Origin of the sequence: Streptomyces sp. RK62 (assembly GCF_018070255.1) — a bacterium.
In the GTDB taxonomy this organism is placed as follows: Bacteria; Actinomycetota; Actinomycetes; order Streptomycetales; family Streptomycetaceae; genus Streptomyces; species Streptomyces nigra.
This window is the reverse complement of record NZ_JAGPYD010000003.1, coordinates 355,931-370,732: the sequence shown is the minus strand read 5'-3', so window position 1 is coordinate 370,732 and position 14,802 is coordinate 355,931. Positions and strand designations below refer to the sequence as shown.

Annotated in this window: 14 protein-coding genes; 5 read left to right on the top strand and 9 right to left on the bottom strand. The window is 73.5% G+C overall.

Annotated elements, in window-relative coordinates:
• Positions 1 to 8 precede the first annotated feature (8 nt).
• Together KBY32_RS08065 and KBY32_RS08060 are read left to right on the top strand one after the other, a co-directional pair.
• Positions 9 to 452 (top strand): RpiB/LacA/LacB family sugar-phosphate isomerase, encoded by a 444-nt coding sequence (locus KBY32_RS08065; RefSeq protein ID WP_210979401.1) that lies wholly within the window; start codon positions 9 to 11, stop codon positions 450 to 452.
• 133 nt (positions 453 to 585) lie between these two features.
• The gene (locus KBY32_RS08060) at positions 586 to 867 is read left to right on the top strand and encodes an SHOCT domain-containing protein (protein ID WP_210979400.1); all 282 of its coding nucleotides are present in this window, start codon (positions 586 to 588) and stop codon (positions 865 to 867) included.
• A gap of 54 nt (positions 868 to 921) precedes the next feature.
• Here the strand turns inward: KBY32_RS08060 and KBY32_RS08055 are convergent, their stop codons facing one another.
• On the bottom strand, positions 922 to 1,464 hold the full coding sequence (locus KBY32_RS08055) for an ATP-binding protein (protein WP_079033433.1): 543 nt from the start codon (positions 1,462 to 1,464) through the stop codon (positions 922 to 924).
• Positions 1,465 to 1,648: 184 nt separating this feature from the next.
• Entirely contained in the window at positions 1,649 to 1,972 is a 324-nt protein-coding gene (locus KBY32_RS08050; protein ID WP_055619602.1) for a hypothetical protein, read from the bottom strand.
• 324 nt (positions 1,973 to 2,296) lie between these two features.
• On the opposite strand from KBY32_RS08050, the gene KBY32_RS08045 reads away from it, so the two are divergent.
• Positions 2,297 to 3,421, top strand: a complete 1,125-nt coding sequence (locus tag KBY32_RS08045) for a PLP-dependent cysteine synthase family protein (protein ID WP_055619603.1) — start codon at positions 2,297 to 2,299, stop codon at positions 3,419 to 3,421.
• Between the two features lie 19 nt (positions 3,422 to 3,440).
• Here KBY32_RS08045 and KBY32_RS08040 read toward each other — a convergent pair whose 3' ends face one another.
• The gene (locus KBY32_RS08040; protein ID WP_115505913.1) at positions 3,441 to 3,920 is read right to left on the bottom strand and encodes an SRPBCC family protein; all 480 of its coding nucleotides are present in this window, start codon (positions 3,918 to 3,920) and stop codon (positions 3,441 to 3,443) included.
• 60 nt (positions 3,921 to 3,980) lie between these two features.
• Positions 3,981 to 4,808: a DeoR/GlpR family DNA-binding transcription regulator gene (locus KBY32_RS08035; protein WP_055619605.1), complete on the bottom strand. Its 828-nt coding sequence runs from the start codon at positions 4,806 to 4,808 to the stop codon at positions 3,981 to 3,983.
• 287 nt (positions 4,809 to 5,095) lie between these two features.
• On the opposite strand from KBY32_RS08035, the gene KBY32_RS08030 reads away from it, so the two are divergent.
• The gene (locus KBY32_RS08030) at positions 5,096 to 7,423 is read left to right on the top strand and encodes a hypothetical protein (RefSeq protein WP_247689133.1); all 2,328 of its coding nucleotides are present in this window, start codon (positions 5,096 to 5,098) and stop codon (positions 7,421 to 7,423) included.
• Positions 7,424 to 7,445: 22 nt separating this feature from the next.
• Here KBY32_RS08030 and KBY32_RS08025 read toward each other — a convergent pair whose 3' ends face one another.
• The 4 genes from KBY32_RS08025 to KBY32_RS08010 form a co-directional block, all read right to left on the bottom strand.
• A complete protein-coding gene (locus tag KBY32_RS08025; protein ID WP_210979399.1) occupies positions 7,446 to 9,887 on the bottom strand; it encodes a right-handed parallel beta-helix repeat-containing protein in 2,442 nt (813 codons plus the stop codon).
• 109 nt (positions 9,888 to 9,996) lie between these two features.
• The gene (locus tag KBY32_RS08020; RefSeq protein ID WP_115505911.1) at positions 9,997 to 10,602 is read right to left on the bottom strand and encodes a hypothetical protein; all 606 of its coding nucleotides are present in this window, start codon (positions 10,600 to 10,602) and stop codon (positions 9,997 to 9,999) included.
• Between the two features lie 139 nt (positions 10,603 to 10,741).
• The gene (locus KBY32_RS08015; protein ID WP_210979398.1) at positions 10,742 to 11,569 is read right to left on the bottom strand and encodes an MOSC domain-containing protein; all 828 of its coding nucleotides are present in this window, start codon (positions 11,567 to 11,569) and stop codon (positions 10,742 to 10,744) included.
• Positions 11,570 to 11,611: 42 nt separating this feature from the next.
• The gene (locus tag KBY32_RS08010; protein ID WP_108705624.1) at positions 11,612 to 12,049 is read right to left on the bottom strand and encodes a DUF6643 family protein; all 438 of its coding nucleotides are present in this window, start codon (positions 12,047 to 12,049) and stop codon (positions 11,612 to 11,614) included.
• A 293-nt stretch (positions 12,050 to 12,342) separates the two neighbouring features.
• On the opposite strand from KBY32_RS08010, the gene KBY32_RS08005 reads away from it, so the two are divergent.
• A complete protein-coding gene (locus KBY32_RS08005) occupies positions 12,343 to 13,602 on the top strand; it encodes a TerD family protein (RefSeq protein WP_210979526.1) in 1,260 nt (419 codons plus the stop codon).
• On the opposite strand, the gene KBY32_RS08000 is transcribed toward KBY32_RS08005, so the two are convergent.
• Positions 13,603 to 14,796: a glycosyltransferase gene (locus KBY32_RS08000; protein ID WP_210979397.1), complete on the bottom strand. Its 1,194-nt coding sequence runs from the start codon at positions 14,794 to 14,796 to the stop codon at positions 13,603 to 13,605.
• Between the last annotated feature and the right edge of the window lie 6 nt (positions 14,797 to 14,802).

Sequence of the window (14,802 nt, the reverse complement as noted above, 5' to 3'; positions counted from 1 at the left end):
TTTTCGGTATGCGGATCTCCGTCTCCTCGGACATGGACGAACCCGTCGCGCGGCGCCTCGTCTCCGAGCTGCGCGAGCGGGGCCACGACGTGCGGGCGCACGGCGCGCTCAGCCCCGGCGACGACGAGCGCTGGGCCGTCTGCTCGCAGGCGGCGGCCCGCGAGGTGGCGGAGGGCACGGCCGACCAGGCCGTGGTGTGCTGCTGGACCGGCACGGGCGCGTCGATCGCCGCGAACAAGGTGCCCGGCGTCCGAGCGGCCCTGTGCACCGACGCCTACACCGCGGAGGGCGCCCGGCGCTGGAACGACGCCAACGTCCTCGCCCTCAGCCTGCGCCTGACCTCGGAGCCGCTGCTCAAGGAGATCCTCGACGCCTGGTTCGCCACCGGGGCCGGCACGGACGCCGAGGACCGGGAGAACGTGGCGTACCTCGAACGGCCCGACGGGACCTGACGCCGAAATCCACGGCGTACTCCTCGGGTGGTACGCGCGATGCCGCTGCCCGTACGACGACCCGGACCCCCTCGCGGCGCGAAGCTCGAGTCATCACTCAGGAACGTCCCGACCACCCGGGAGATGACCCGACATGCAGACCTTCGCGCACTTCGCCGACGGCGGGCCCGGCCCGTGGATCCTCTTCTTCCCGCTGATCTGGGCGGCCGTCGTGGTCGGCGGCATCACGCTGCTGCGCCGCACGGGATGGCGCCCGCGCCGTGGACCCCGGCCGACGGGGCCCGACGACAGCTCGCCGATCACCGTCCTCGGCCACCGGTTCGCCTCCGGCGAGATCGACGAGGACGAGTACTGGCGCCGACTGTCCGTCCTCAACGAGGAGTTCGGCCGCACGGGCAAGGGCGGCCCCATGTGACACCTGAGGGTGCGCGGCAGCAGGGGCGGCCCCCGTGACCCCCTCACCGCCCGGTCAGCCGGCAACGGCCGACCGGGCGGGAGCGCGTTCCGGCCGACGCAGGTCGACCGGTGGTCCGACGGCCGCGAGCCGGCGCACGGGCTGTTCCACGGTGACGCGGCGCGGTGGCCGCGCGGCCGTGGACGGCGCCGCGCCGGGCGTCGGCAGCGAGAACCACACGACCTTGCCGGACTCGCCCTCCGGCCGTACGCCCCAGCTCTCGCTGAGGGCCGCGACCATCGCGAGCCCGCGCCCGCAGGTGGCGAGCGCCTCGGTGTCCCCGGCGTCGGCGACGACCGGGAGCCGGGGGTCGTGGTCGTGCACGGAGACCGTGAGGCGGTCGAGCAGCAGCTCGATCTCCACGGTGCACGTCTTGTCCGGCCGTGCGTGCTGATGGACGTTGGTCAGCAGCTCGGTCACACCGAGCGCGGCGCGGTCTATCAACGGGTCCAGATGCCAGTAGCGCAACTGCGCCGATACGATTCTGCGGACCTGGCCGATCCGCGACGGCAGGGCTTGGAGCTCCACCGCGCAGTGCCTGCTTGGGTAACTGATCACGGCTGCGACTCCCCGACTGAAGAGGTCCGGAAGAACACGGAGTACGGATCCAGCAGGGTGCTTGAAGGAAACGGCCGCCTGCTGTCGTGGCCGGCGGGCTGGTTCGCAGCGTTATCGCCGGTAAACCCAGAGTGACGTGAGACCAGCGTGGCGCAGGAGGCGCGGTAACGCAACTCGCGGTGACTCAGCCGTTACGCCCCGCAGCCCTCCGTACGGCCTCGATGAACCGGCGCGCGGCGGGCGGTCCGGGCTCGCCCGGGGCGGGGTCGTGATCCCCCAACGTCAGTGAGTACCGCTTGCCGTTGAGGTCGGCGAGCGCCCGGTCGTCCGGCGCGAACCAGGGCCGGGACGCGCGCACCGCCTGCACCGGCGCGCTGTCGATCTCGGTGCCGTAGCTCGTGAGCAACTGCAGCCGGCCCTCGCTGATCCGCACCTGCCCGGCCCGGGTCAGGGAGCGCAGGCGCTTCCCGATCCGCACGCCCTTGGCCGTGAACTCCGCCTCCGCCATGCCCCGCCCCCTCGTGCGTCTCGGTGGCCGGCCCGCCTCCGCGCGGGCATCGGCCGGGCCCCGGTCGTGATCCAGTGTGCACCCCGTCGGGTGCAGTCTGCCCCCGTCCCGCGTCCCGCACCAGTGCGCGCGTGCCCCTTGCCGGGGGCGCTCGGAGCACTCGCGCGGATGCGCCCCCGCCGGGTGCGCCGCGACCGCCTGCCCAGGGGTGACTTTGAGCCTCTCAAAGGTGTGTTTATGCAGGTGAGAAGCGTCCTGAAGATGTCTATGCTCGAAGGGACGGCAGTGCGAGTCGCCGCTGCCGCGAGCCCGAGGAGCAGCGCCGTGAGCACCGTCCAGCAGACCCCGTCCGGCGTGACCCTCGACGTCGACCGCAGCGATCCCGCCTACCGGGCCTGGCTCAAAGACGCCGTGCGCAAGGTGCAGGCCGACGCCAACCGCTCGGCCGACACCCACCTCCTGCGCTTCCCGCTGCCCGAGCGCTGGGGCATCGACCTGTACCTCAAGGACGAGTCGACGCACCCCACCGGCAGCCTCAAGCACCGGCTGGCCCGCTCGCTGTTCCTTTACGGACTGTGCAATGGCTGGATCCGGCCGGGCCGCCCGGTGATCGAGGCGTCCAGCGGCTCGACGGCCGTCTCCGAGGCGTACTTCGCGAAGCTGATCGGCGTGCCCTTCATCGCGGTCATGCCGCGCACGACGAGCGCCGAGAAGTGCCGTCTGATCGAGTTCCACGGCGGCCGGTGCCACTTCGTGGACGACTCGCGCCGGATGTACGAGGAGTCGGCCCGGCTCGCGGTGGAGACGGGCGGCCACTACATGGACCAGTTCACCTACGCGGAACGGGCCACGGACTGGCGCGGGAACAACAACATCGCCGAGTCGATCTTCCGTCAGTTGCGGCTCGAGCGGTATCCGGAGCCCGCCTGGATCGTCGCCACGGCCGGCACCGGCGGCACCTCCGCGACCCTCGCCCGCTACGTGCACTACATGCAGTACGACACCCGTATCTGCGTCGCCGATCCGGAGAACTCCTGTTTCTTCGAGGGCTGGACGACCGGGGACGCCCATGTCACCTGCGACTGCGGCTCCCGGATCGAGGGCATCGGCCGGCCCCGGATGGAACCGAGCTTCGTGCCCGGCGCCGTCGACCGGATGATGAAGGTGCCCGACGCCGCCAGCGTGGCCGCCGTCCGCGCCCTGGAGCGGGCCATCGGCCGCAAGGCGGGCGGCTCCACCGGCACCGGTCTGTGGAGCGCGCTGAAGATCGTCGCCGAGATGGTGGCCGTGGGGCGGCAGGGCAGCGTGGTGACGCTGCTGTGCGACCCGGGGGACCGGTACCTCGACAAGTACTACTCGGACGCCTGGCTCGCCGAACAGGGCCTGGACATCACGCCGTACGCGGCGGCCCTGGAGCAGGTCCTCGCCACCGGCGTCTGGCCCGAGTGAGACCGCGCGGCGCGCCGGTTCAGGAGCCCGAGGCGGCCAGCCGCCGGTCCAGGGAGGCCACCGCGCCCCGGAACGCCCGGCTGAGACCGGGGCGCGCCAGCCGCACCGAGGTCCTGAAGGGGGCGGTGCCGTCCACCGCGACGGTCCACTGGACCCGGGTGCCCGCGCCGGACGGGGTGAGCCGCCACTCCTCGACGATCGCCCGCGATCCCGGTGTGTTCGTCAGGTCGATGCGGTAGGCGTACACCTCGGGGCGTTCGGCCGCCAGGACCGTCTCCTCGAAGCGGGCACCGCCCTTGAGCCGGATCTCGCGCCGCGCCCCGCCGTCCAGCGGCCGGGCCAGGGTGACCGCGCCGTACCACTGGGTCCACCCGGGCACATCCTCGGCGAGCGCCGTGTAGACCGCCTCGGGCGGCGCGGCCGTCTCCCGTGCGAAGACATGCCGTACGGGGGCGGCCCCGACGAAGTCGAGCCCCACCTCACGCAGCAGATGAACCATGGACGACAACCCCCTGTGGGTGACGCTGCACCGGGCAGCGTCACCCTAGCTGGCGCCTCCTCAGATGTCTGCACCCTCATCGGGCTCGCCCGCCACCACCAGCCGCAGATGCTCCGCGATCTCCGCGCGGGCGCCGCCGTCCAGCCCCGAGTCCGTCACCAGGGTGTCGACCTGCTCCAGCGAGGCGAACGAACTCAGGCCCACCACACCCCACTTGGTGTGGTCGGCGATCACCACGACACGCCGCGCCGACTGCACCAGACGGCGGTTCGTCTCGGCCTCCGCCAGATTCGGCGTGGACAGGCCGGCCTCGGCCGATATCCCGTGCACGCCCAGGAACAGCATGTCGAAGTGGAGCGCCGCGATCGCCTGGTCGGCGACCGGCCCCACCAGCGAGTCGGACGGGGTGCGCACCCCGCCGGTCAGCACGACCGTGGCCGCGCCCTGCCGGGGGCCGGTCGTGCGCTGCGCGGCGTGGAAGACATCGGCCACCCGCACCGAGTTGGTGACCACCGTAAGATCGGGAACGTCGACCAGCCGGTGCGCCAGCGCGTACGTCGTCGTGCCGCCGGACAGGGCGATCGCGCTGCCCGGGACGACCAGCTCGGCCGCCGCCCGCGCGATGTCCTCCTTCGCGGTCAGCTCCAGACCCGACTTGGCCTCGAAACCCGGCTCGTGCGTGCTCGCCTCGACCACCGGGACGGCACCGCCGTGCACCTTCTCCAGCACGCCCTGCCGGGCGAGCGCGTCGAGGTCCCGGCGCACCGTCATGTCCGACACGCCGAGCTTGCGGGTCAGCTCGTTGACACGCACCCCGCCTCGGCGCCGTACCTCGTCCAGGATCAGGGCGCGTCGCTGCTCCGCGAGGAGGTTCTGATTCTCGCTCACGTACGCTCCGGTCCTCTCGCCGCTGCCGTCCGACCTGCCCCGGCCACCCTGTCCGACAAGGACATTCTCGCCCCTGCCCGGGCGCGGGACGACCCATCCTCGCACGGGCCGCCCCCACCCGCGCCACCGGTCGCCCCGACGCGTGCATGCCACATTCGGACGCCCCCTCCGGCCGCCCCGCGCACGCACCGGGGAGATTCCGTGACGAGAGGTGTACGGCGGTCCGGAAACGGAGATCCTGTGCCCGCACGGACACACGCCTCAGCGCTCACGGGGGAGCCGCCGACATGGGCCGCACGGACAGACACGCCGCCGCGAACAGCGCGGACACCGCACCGCTGACAGCCGGATCCTGCGCCGGGGAGGCCAGGATCGCCCTGGAACTCCTCGTCCACGGCGTCGGCGGCACCACACCCCAGCAGATGCTGGACGATCCGCGGACCCAGCGGATCACCGGCGACGACACCGCCGCCGTCTTCCGCCGCGCCGACGACGTCGACGCCGAGGACCGGCCCGACGACTACCGGGGCCGGCCGGTGCCCGAGGCGTACGTCTGGTGCAACCTCACCTCCGGCAACAGCGCCCGCGCGTTATGGCTGCTCCTGCTGCCCTTCATGGTGGTCAACCTCGCCCACTGGATGCGCCCCGCCGCCCGCGACCGCACCCGCACGATCCGCCTGTACGGCCTGCTCGTCCGGCTCGCCGCGCTCAGCCTGACCGTGCTGCTCGTCGCCGCCGCCTGCGAGGTCGCCCTGGACCTCACGGCCTGGCAGTGCGCCGGCACCCCCGACTGCGCGGGCCGGCACAGCTGGCTGGGCTTCCTGTCGGACGGCGGCTGGTGGAGCGCACCCGGCCGCAGACTCGCCCTCGCCGCCGTGGTGCCCACGGCCCTCACCGGACTCCTCTGGTACCTCTCCCGCCGCACCTGGAGCGCCTACGAGTCCCAGCAGCCTCTCTTCCAGCAGCCCGAGCCCGACGAGACGGCCGGCGGCGCCCTGGGCCGCCCCGGCTTCTGGTACGGCCGCCGCCTGGTCGCCCGGCTGCGCGCCGCGCACACCGCCGCCGGACTGCTGACGGTCGCCGCGGCGGTCGGCTCGGCCGCGGCCCGCTTCGACCGCCGCCCCGGCGGACCCGCCCTCCTCGACGTGCTCGGCTGGCTCCTCGACGCCGCCCTCGTCACCGGTGCGGCCGCCGTCGTGTGGGTGGTGTGCCGCCGGGGCCGCAGCGAGAACCGCCTCGACCGCGAACTCGACGCCCATCTGGTCCGCCGGCTGCCGCTCGCCGCGCTCGCCCTGCTCGTGCTCACCCTCGTCTACGCCGGATGGGATCGCCCCGGCTGGCAGTCGGCCGGGCGCCTCCCCGGCGACGCCACCTTCGGCGCCATCGCCCTCATGCAGGGCCTGACCGCCGTCGTCCTCGCCGTCGTCGCGCACCTCCTGCACCGCACGGCACCCGACCCGCGCGCCGCCCTGCGCGGTCTCGGCGGACCCGCCGTGGTGATGCTGGCCTGCGCCCTCGGCGGTGTGATGTCCGGCGGCGTCTCCCAGCGCGTCGCCGACTGGCTGGACGGCACCCGCGCCTCCCTCCCCGGCCCACCCGTCCTGCTGACCTGGCAGGCCTCCGTCATCCCGCCCCTGCTGGTCCTCCTGCTGCTGCTCTGCGCCCTGCTCGCGCGGCGCGCCTGGCTGCTGCGCCGCGCCGAACTCGCCGCCGTCGAAAGCGACTACGCGGGCGAGCCCCACGACAGCGCCCGCACCCGCCGCATCGCCAGCACCCGCGCCATGGCCACCCTCACCGACCGCGCGCCCCTCGTCGTCGCCGTCACCGCCGTCGCCACCCTGCTGCTGGGCGCCGGCGCCCTCGCCGGGGCGCTGATCACCGGGGACACCCCGGGCGAGACCGCGGAGGGCACGTACGCCGTCGTCCACGGGGCCGCCCAGACCGCGCAGGCGATCGGCTCCTGGCTGATCGGCTTCGGCTTCATACTCTTCGTCACCTGGGGCCGGCGCGCCTACAAGGACGCCTCCGCCCGCCGCACCATCGGCATCCTCTGGGACGTCGGCACCTTCTGGCCGCGCGCCGCGCACCCCTTCGCGCCGCCCTGCTACGCCGAACGCGCGGTGCCCGACCTGACCTGGCGCATCGCCACCTGGACCCGGGCCGGAGAGGGCCGCCGGCTGGTCCTCTCCGGGCACTCCCAGGGCAGCGTCCTCGCGGCGGCCGCGGCCTGGCAGCTCACCCCGGCCGACCGCCGGCGGGTCGCGCTGCTCACCTACGGCTCCCCGCTGGAACGCCTGTACGGCCGCTGGTTCCCCGCCCACTTCGGCCCCGACGCGCTCACCGCGCTGCACGCCGAGGTGGACTGCTGGCGCAATCTGCACCGGCCCACCGACCCCATCGGCGGGCCCGTCCGCCTGCCCGGCGACGCCGGACCCGCCGTGGACCGCGAGGCCCTCAAGGATCCGCTGGCCTACGGGCGCACCGCCGCACACCCGCTGCCCGCGCCGATCCACGGTCACAGCGACTACCAGGCCGACCCCGCCTTCGCGGAGGAACGGCAGCGGCTGCTCGGGCGGCTGGGACCGGAGGTGCCGGGGCAGCGCCCCGAGAGCTGACCCGGGCCGCCGAGGCGCCCGGTCAGCCCAGCTCGGGCAGGTCCTCGGCGTAGAGGAGCGTCAGATCGTCCGTGCTGGGCTCGGCGAGCTGGGCGACCCGGCCCGCGTGCCGCTCCACCATCGCCTCGAACGTCTGCCGGGCCGTACGGCCGTTGCCGAACGCGGGCCCCTTGGGAAGCACCGTGAAGTACTTCTGCAGCGCCTCGGCGACCCCCGGGCCCAGCCGGTACTCGTGCTCCTCGGCCTGCTGCTCCACGATCCGCAGCAGCTCCTCGGGGCCGTAGTCGCTGAAGGTGATGGTCCGTGAGAACCGGGACGCCACACCGGGGTTGACCTGGAGGAACCGCTCCATCTCGGCCGTGTAGCCCGCCACGATGACGACGACCGCGTCCCGGTGGTCCTCCATCAGCTTCACCAGGGTGTCGATGGCCTCCTTGCCGAAGTCCCGGCCCGAGTCCTCCGGAGACAGCGCGTACGCCTCGTCGATGAACAGCACACCGCCGCGCGCCTTCTCGAACGCCTCCTGCGTACGGATCGCCGTCGAGCCGATGTGCTCACCGACCAGGTCGACCCGGGACACCTCCACCAGATGCCCCTTCTCCAGCACGCCCAGGGAGGCGAGGATCTCCCCGTAGAGCCGGGCGACCGTCGTCTTGCCGGTGCCGGGGGAGCCCGTGAACACCAGATGGCGCTTGACCGAGGCCGCCTTCAGCCCGGCCTCGCGGCGGCGGCGGCCCACCTCGATCATGTCGGTGAGGGCCCGCACCTCGCGCTTGACGCTCTCCAGGCCGACCAGCGCGTCGAGTTCACCGAGGACGTCCTGGGAGGTGCGGGACGGCTCACCGGGCCGCGTGTCGGGGGCCGCGGGCTCCTCCCCGGTGCCGCGCGGGCCCGGGACCGAGCCGAGCAGACCGCCCGGCGCCTGGTGCGCCGTCTGCACCACGGGCTCCGGCGCCGACGGCTGCTGCCGCAGGCTCCCGCTCTCGTCGCTCGTGCAGTCCTCCACGTCCGGACCTGTGCCCGGCCCGTCCCCGGCACCGTCCGCGAACTCGTAACCCCCGCGCGCGCAGCGCTCCGTACGGCACTTGCGCAGTGTCGTACGGCAGCCGTCGATCACATGGAAGCCGTAGCCCGCGCTGCCCCTGACCCGGCAGTTGGTGAAGGTGCCGCGGCCGCCCGCCGAGACGTAGAAGCCGGCCTCCGCCGGGGAGTCGACGGTGCAGCGCTCGATCGTCGGGTCGGCGCCCTTGGTGACGATGACCCCGGTCTGCGTGCCGTCCACCGTGCAGTTGCTGAGTGTGCCGCCGCTGCCGTGGTCACGGAACCAGGCGCCCGTCGCGGCCTCCCGGATACGGCAGTCGTCGAGCTGGGCGGTGGCGCCGTCGCTCACCGACACCGCGGTGTTCCGCACCTGGAACAGATCGCTGTCCACGACGTCCGCGCGGGAGCCCCGGTCGAGGACGAACAGCGCGTCCGGCACGTCGTGCACCCTGCAGGAGTCCAGCACCGCGGTGGCGCCGTCGCTGACCCACACCGCCGGGTAGTCGCCGGTGCTGTCGAAGATCTCGCACTGGTTGGCGTCGACGCGGGTGCCCGGGTCCCACACGGACAGGCCGTTGCGCCCGAACTGACGGACCGTCGTACGGGTCAGGGTGAGCACCGACCGGGATCGCAGGTCGACCGCGTTCTCCGGGACGTCGTGGATCCGGCAGTCCGCGAGGGTCAGCACGGCGTCCGTGTCGAGGGTGACCCCGTCGGACGTGGTCCGGTGCACATCGCAGTCCGTGAGGTGAGCGGTGGCCCGGCCGGTGATCTGGACCCCGGAGCCCCGCACCTCGTAGATCTCGCAACCCACGGCCTCCAGCGCGGAGTTCTCCCCGGTGGCCGTCAGGCCGGAGCCGGAGGCGTGGTGCACCCGGCAGCGCTCCAGGCGGGGGTGGCCGCCGCCGCGCACCGCGATGCCGGCCTGGCCGGCCGCGACGACCTCGCACTCCTCGAACACCCCGCCCCCGCCGTCGAGCACGGCGATGCCGATGCCCGCGGGATTGTCCACCGTGCAGCGCCGCACGGTGGGCCGGGCGCCGCCGCGCACCTCGATACCGGCGGCGGAGCGGGTGACGACCCGCACGCCGGACAGCTCCGGGGTGCCCTCCTCGATGAGCAGCGCGGGCGCCGCCGCGTCCTGGCCCTCCACATGGAGGTCGAGGACCACCGCCGAGGCGCGCACGGTCAACGGCACACCGTCCAGCGGCGCGATCCGCACCGAGCCGGGGGAGCCCTCGGGGCCGCGCAGGGTCACCGCCCGCTGCACCACGAGGTTCTCCCGGTAGGTGCCGGGGGCGACGGTGAGGACGTCACCGTCCGCCGCGGCCTCCAGGGCGGCGGCGAGCGACGCGTACTCACCCGTGCGGCGCCGCCACCGCGAAGTGCCGGTGTGCGTCACCTGGACCGTGCCCTGTGCCATGGTGTTGACGTGCCCCCACCTCGTAGTACGCGGGTCTCCCAGCCGAAGACTTCGGCCGGTCCACCGTAGCGTGCGCGCGGACGGTGGGTTGACCGGAGCCGGAAGGCCGTCAGCTGCCGGCGCCGGTCCGGCCCCAGTCGGGGCCCGCCTTGTCCCAGGCCCGGTCCCAACTCAGGTACCGGTGGCGGACCATACGCCAGACGATCAGGCGTCTGGCGGCCTCTATCAGGGCGATCGCGAGCAGCGCGGCGCCGAACCCGGCGATCACGGCATGCGTCGACGCCGTCGCGGAGTCCAGCGGCGGGGCCACGGCCCGGCCCCGGCGGTCGATCCACAGCGGGAAACGCGTGCCCGGGTCGGGGCTGAGCAGGTCGACCGTGACCGCACCCCGGCGCGCGGTGCCGTCCGCGGTGGTCCAGTCGGCCAGGACGCGGGCCCGTATGCCGCGTCCCGTGGTGGTCTCGGGGTCGGCGTCGAGCCGTGTCCCGTCGAGCTTGCGGACCACGGTCGCCCACACCTGGTGCCGCGACGCGCGCTGCTGCCGTACGGACTCCTGGAGGGACTCCTGGGCGAGGCCGCCGACCACGGAGCCGGCCGTGGGCGCGGCGACGACGATCAGCAGCAGCGCCAGCAGGGCGATCCAGCCCTCGGCCACATCGGTCCGGCGGCGCAGCGGATTGTGCCGCCAGCGCCACAGACCCGTGATCGCCCGCATCGTCGCTCACCCCCCTTCCGGCTCCGCCGTCACCCCGCGCCCCTGGCGCCCCGCGTCCTTCACATCCGTCTCACAGCATGCCCAACGCGCGGCGCCCCGGCCGCGGTTCCCGCGAACCGGCGCACTCGCACAGATCTTCTCAGCCGAGGACCCGGACCGGGTCGCCGGTCCGGATCGTGCCCGGGCCGAGGGGGACCAGATTCTGGCCGAACACCAGCTTGCCCCGCATACGCCGGTGCCGGGCGAGGGTGTGCAGGGGCTCCTTGCCGCGCGCGCCGGTGCGCTGGTCGGTGGTGGTGACCGTGCAGCGTCCGCACACCTTGGCGACCCGGAAGGTGACGTCCCCGATGGCGACGCGGCTCCACTCGTCCTCGGTCCAGGCGTCCGTGCCGGAGACGACGATGTTCGGCCGGAAGCGGTCCATGGGCAGCGGACCCTCGGCGGCGTGGTCGCCGCGCGCGATGAGGGAGTTGAGGGCGTCGAGGGAGGCCGTGGTGGTGAGCAGCAGCGGATAGCCGTCGGCGAGGCTCACGGTCTCGCCGGGCAGCGCGTACTCCGGGTCGACGGGCCGGCGGGTCGCGGGGGAGTCCAGATGGACGAGGCGCATCGGAGCGCCGAGGTAGGTGCTGCACCAGGTGTGCGCGGCGTCGCCGTCGGCGGGGACCGTCTCCACCTTGTCGCCGAAGACGTCCGTCGGCACGGTGTCCGAGGCGCGCGGCACGGCCACCGTCAAGGGCTCCATGCCGGGCGCGGACAGACGGACGCCGCCGCCGGGCAGAAGCTCGGCGGCGGCGCGCGCCAGGCGCGGGTGTCCGCGCTGTGTCACGACCTTCGCCCCCGCGTCGATCAGCGCCCAGCGCCGGTCTCCGGCCAGCCCCCAGGGCTCCACGACGGCTTCCCGGAGTTCGATGCTCCGGAACGCCTTGACCGGGTGGACGTGGATCGACTGCAGCCGCGGGTGTCCCATGGGGTCATCGTGCCAGGCGGCACCGACAACCCCTGGGACGGATCAGTAGCCGCGGTACTGCTGCTGGTTGTTGTACGGGTCCTGGTACTGCTGCGGCGCGGGCCGGGGAGCCGCGGGGCGCATCGCCTCGTAGCCCATGCCGCCCGGGGCCACCGGGCGCGGCTGCTGCGGAGCCTGCGGACCGGGGTACCCGCGCGGGGCGGCCTGCTGCGGGATGTAGGCCGCGGGCGCCTGCTGCAGCGGTGCGGGCTGCGGTGCCTGCGGATAGCCGTAGGAGGGCTGGGACGGTGCCGCCGGGAGGGCGGGCAGCGCGGACGGCAGGGCCGGCAGATGGCTGCCCGGGCTGTCGTACGCGGCGGGGACCCGGATCGGGGCGATCTGCGGGGTGCCCCGCTCGGCCACGAGCGAGTCGTAGATCGGGGTGTCCGGGAAGGCAGCGGAGTAGTAGCCGCCGCCATACGTGGAGCGGGGGGAGGTCATGGCACATAAGGTAAGCCCACGATGTGCTGGTTGGGGAGACCGATAAGAGGGTTGTTTTACGGTTCCGCAGTGACGCCGGATCCCCAATGCGAGCGAACTTGTCAAAAAGGGACGCCAATCGGTGTTCGGATCAGGTAAAGGCCGAGTTCCCAGGGCGTTACCGGCGGTTGACCTCCCCTCTTCCGATCCCCCTCGCGAGACTTCCGGGACCCACGGAATAGGTTGACCCTGGAGAACTCGACGGCCCGCCGGGACACCCCGGCGAAGATCAAACGATGGGGGCGGACATGACAATGTCGAAAGGGTCCAATGTTCCGGTGCCGGCCACGGCATTGACGGTCGAATTGGGCTGGCACTCGGCACCGGGCACCCCCGACGTGGACGCCTCGGCCCTGCTGCTCGTCGGCGGCAAGGTCCGCTCCGACGACGACTTCGTCTTCTACAACCAGCCCGCCCACGCGTCCGGGGCCGTCCGGCACGAGGGCAAGACGACGGCCGGCGCCCAGGTCACCGACCGCCTCCTCGTCGACCTCCCGCGCGTGGAACCGTCGATCGAGACCGTCATCCTCGCCGCCTCCGCGGACGGCGGCGCCTTCGGCCAGGTCCCCGGCCTCTACATCGAGGTCCGGGACGCCCGGGGCACCGTCGTCGCCCGCTTCGACAGCACCGGCGCCACCGTGGAGACCGCGTTCGTCCTCGGCGAGTTCTACCGCCGGCAGGGCGCCTGGAAGTTCCGTGCCGTCGGCCAGGGTTACGGCACCGGGCTCGCGGGCCTGGCCACCGACTACGGCATCAGCGTCGACGAACCCCAGCAGGCGGCGCCCACACCGGCCGCCCCCATGACCCCGCCCCCGGCGCCGCCCGTGACGATGCCCCCGCCGCCCGCCATGCCGCCGGTCCCCCAGGCGCCCCCGGTCAGCCTGAGCAAGGTGACGCTCACCAAGGCGTCCCCGTCCGTCTCCCTGACCAAGCAGGGCGGCACCTCCGGCGCCATGCGCGTCAACCTCAACTGGCAGGTGCGCAAGCAGTTCTCCGGCTGGGCGAGCAAGCTGGGCCGCCCGGTCGCCATGCACAACGACCTCGACCTCGACCTGTGCGCCCTGTACGAACTGGCCGACGGCCGCAAGGGCGTCATCCAGGCCCTCGGCAACGCCTACGGAGCCCTGCACCAGCCGCCGTACATCCACCTCGACGGTGACGACCGGACCGGCGCCATGGCCACCGGCGAGAACCTCACCATCAACCTCGACCACCAGCAGGCCTTCCGGCGCATCCTGGTCTTCGTCACCATCTACCAGGGCGCGCGCTCCTTCGCCGACCTGAACGCCACGGTCACCCTCACCCCGCAGCACGGCGCCCCCGTCGACTTCTCCCTCGACGAGTGCACCGTCCCCTCCACGGTCTGCGCCCTCGCCCTCATCACCCGGACCGGCGACGACCTCGTCGTCCAGCGCGAGGCCCGCTACCTCGTCCCGGAACGCGGCGTCAGCCCCCAGCGCACCGTCGACCACGCCTATGGCTGGGGCATGAACTGGACTCCGGGCCGCAAGTAGTCAGCCCTCGTCGGACACCGTCCCGGGACGCGTATAGGTGCGGCCCTTCCAGGCCGCGCCGCGCCCCCGGTAATGCTGGACCGCGGAGTCGGCCGTCATCAGCAGATAGAGGAACGCCGTCACCGGCAGCAGCGGTGCCGGCCACAGCGGCTGCCGGTAGTAACGGAGCATCGGTACGTACGTGCCCGTCATCACCAGCCACGCCAGCCCGCCCAGGACCGCCGTCACCCCGTCCCCGGAGGCTGCGCCGAAGGCCACGGCCACGGGCGGCACCAGATAGACGAGCGCCAGCCCGGCGATCGTCCCGAGCAGCAGTGCGGGCTGGTGCCGCAGTTGCGCGTAGGCGCTGCGCGAGACCATCCGCCACAGGTCCGCCAGCCGCGGATACGGCCGCACACTGTCCACCCGGTCCGCGAGCCCCAGCCAGACCCGGCCCCCGCCGCGCTTCACCGCGCGCGCGAGCGCGACGTCGTCGATGACGGCACCCCGGATGGTGTCCGGGATCCGCGCCCGTACGGCCGCCTCGGTCCGCAGCAGGACACAGCCGCCCGCCGCGGCGGCCGTCCGCGTGCCCGTACGGCCGATCCGGCGGAACGGGTACAGCTGGGCGAAGAAGTACACGAACGCCGGCACCACCAGCCGCTCCCAGAGACTGTCCACCCGCAGCCGGGCCATCTGTGACACCGCGTCGAAGCCGCCGGTGCGTGCCGCAGCCACCAGCTCCCGCAGGCTGTCGGGGGCGTGCGCGATGTCCGCGTCCGTCAGCAGCAGATACTCGGGATCACGCGCGCGGGCCAGACCGATGCCGTGCCGCACCGCCCAGAGCTTGCCGGTCCAGCCGGCCGGCGGTTCACCGGGGGAGTCCACGGTCAGCGCGAGCCCGCCCCGCTCGCGCGCGAGCCGCCGCGCCAGTTCGCCCGTGCCGTCGGTGCTTCCGTCGTCGACGAGGAAGACCTCCGCACGCCCCGGGTAGTCCTGGGCGAGCAGCGACGGCAGGCTCGCGGGCAGTACCGCCGCCTCGTCCCGGGCCGGCACGACCACACAGACGGACGGCCATTCACCGGGATCCGTACGCCTGGGAAGCCGGACGTCCGTACGCCAGAAGAAGCCCTGGAACAGCAGCAGCCACAGCCAGGCGGCCAGGGATCCGGCGGCGATCCACGCGTAGGCGCTCACGCGCGCAGTCTGCCCCACGACGGC

What these genes read in the sequence shown, in the direction of transcription:
- KBY32_RS08020 (WP_115505911.1), bottom strand. Translation starts at nt 10,602, where the DNA reads ATGCGGGCGATCACGGGTCTGTGGCGCTGGCGGCACAATCCGCTGCGC.
- KBY32_RS08040 (WP_115505913.1), bottom strand. Translation starts at nt 3,920, where the DNA reads ATGGTTCATCTGCTGCGTGAGGTGGGGCTCGACTTCGTCGGGGCCGCC.
- KBY32_RS08025 (WP_210979399.1), bottom strand. Translation starts at nt 9,887, where the DNA reads ATGGCACAGGGCACGGTCCAGGTGACGCACACCGGCACTTCGCGGTGG.
- KBY32_RS08030 (WP_247689133.1), top strand. Translation starts at nt 5,096, where the DNA reads ATGGGCCGCACGGACAGACACGCCGCCGCGAACAGCGCGGACACCGCA.
- KBY32_RS08005 (WP_210979526.1), top strand. Translation starts at nt 12,343, where the DNA reads ATGTCGAAAGGGTCCAATGTTCCGGTGCCGGCCACGGCATTGACGGTC.
- KBY32_RS08050 (WP_055619602.1), bottom strand. Translation starts at nt 1,972, where the DNA reads ATGGCGGAGGCGGAGTTCACGGCCAAGGGCGTGCGGATCGGGAAGCGC.
- KBY32_RS08065 (WP_210979401.1), top strand. Translation starts at nt 9, where the DNA reads ATGCGGATCTCCGTCTCCTCGGACATGGACGAACCCGTCGCGCGGCGC.
- KBY32_RS08010 (WP_108705624.1), bottom strand. Translation starts at nt 12,049, where the DNA reads ATGACCTCCCCCCGCTCCACGTATGGCGGCGGCTACTACTCCGCTGCC.
- KBY32_RS08015 (WP_210979398.1), bottom strand. Translation starts at nt 11,569, where the DNA reads ATGGGACACCCGCGGCTGCAGTCGATCCACGTCCACCCGGTCAAGGCG.
- KBY32_RS08060 (WP_210979400.1), top strand. Translation starts at nt 586, where the DNA reads ATGCAGACCTTCGCGCACTTCGCCGACGGCGGGCCCGGCCCGTGGATC.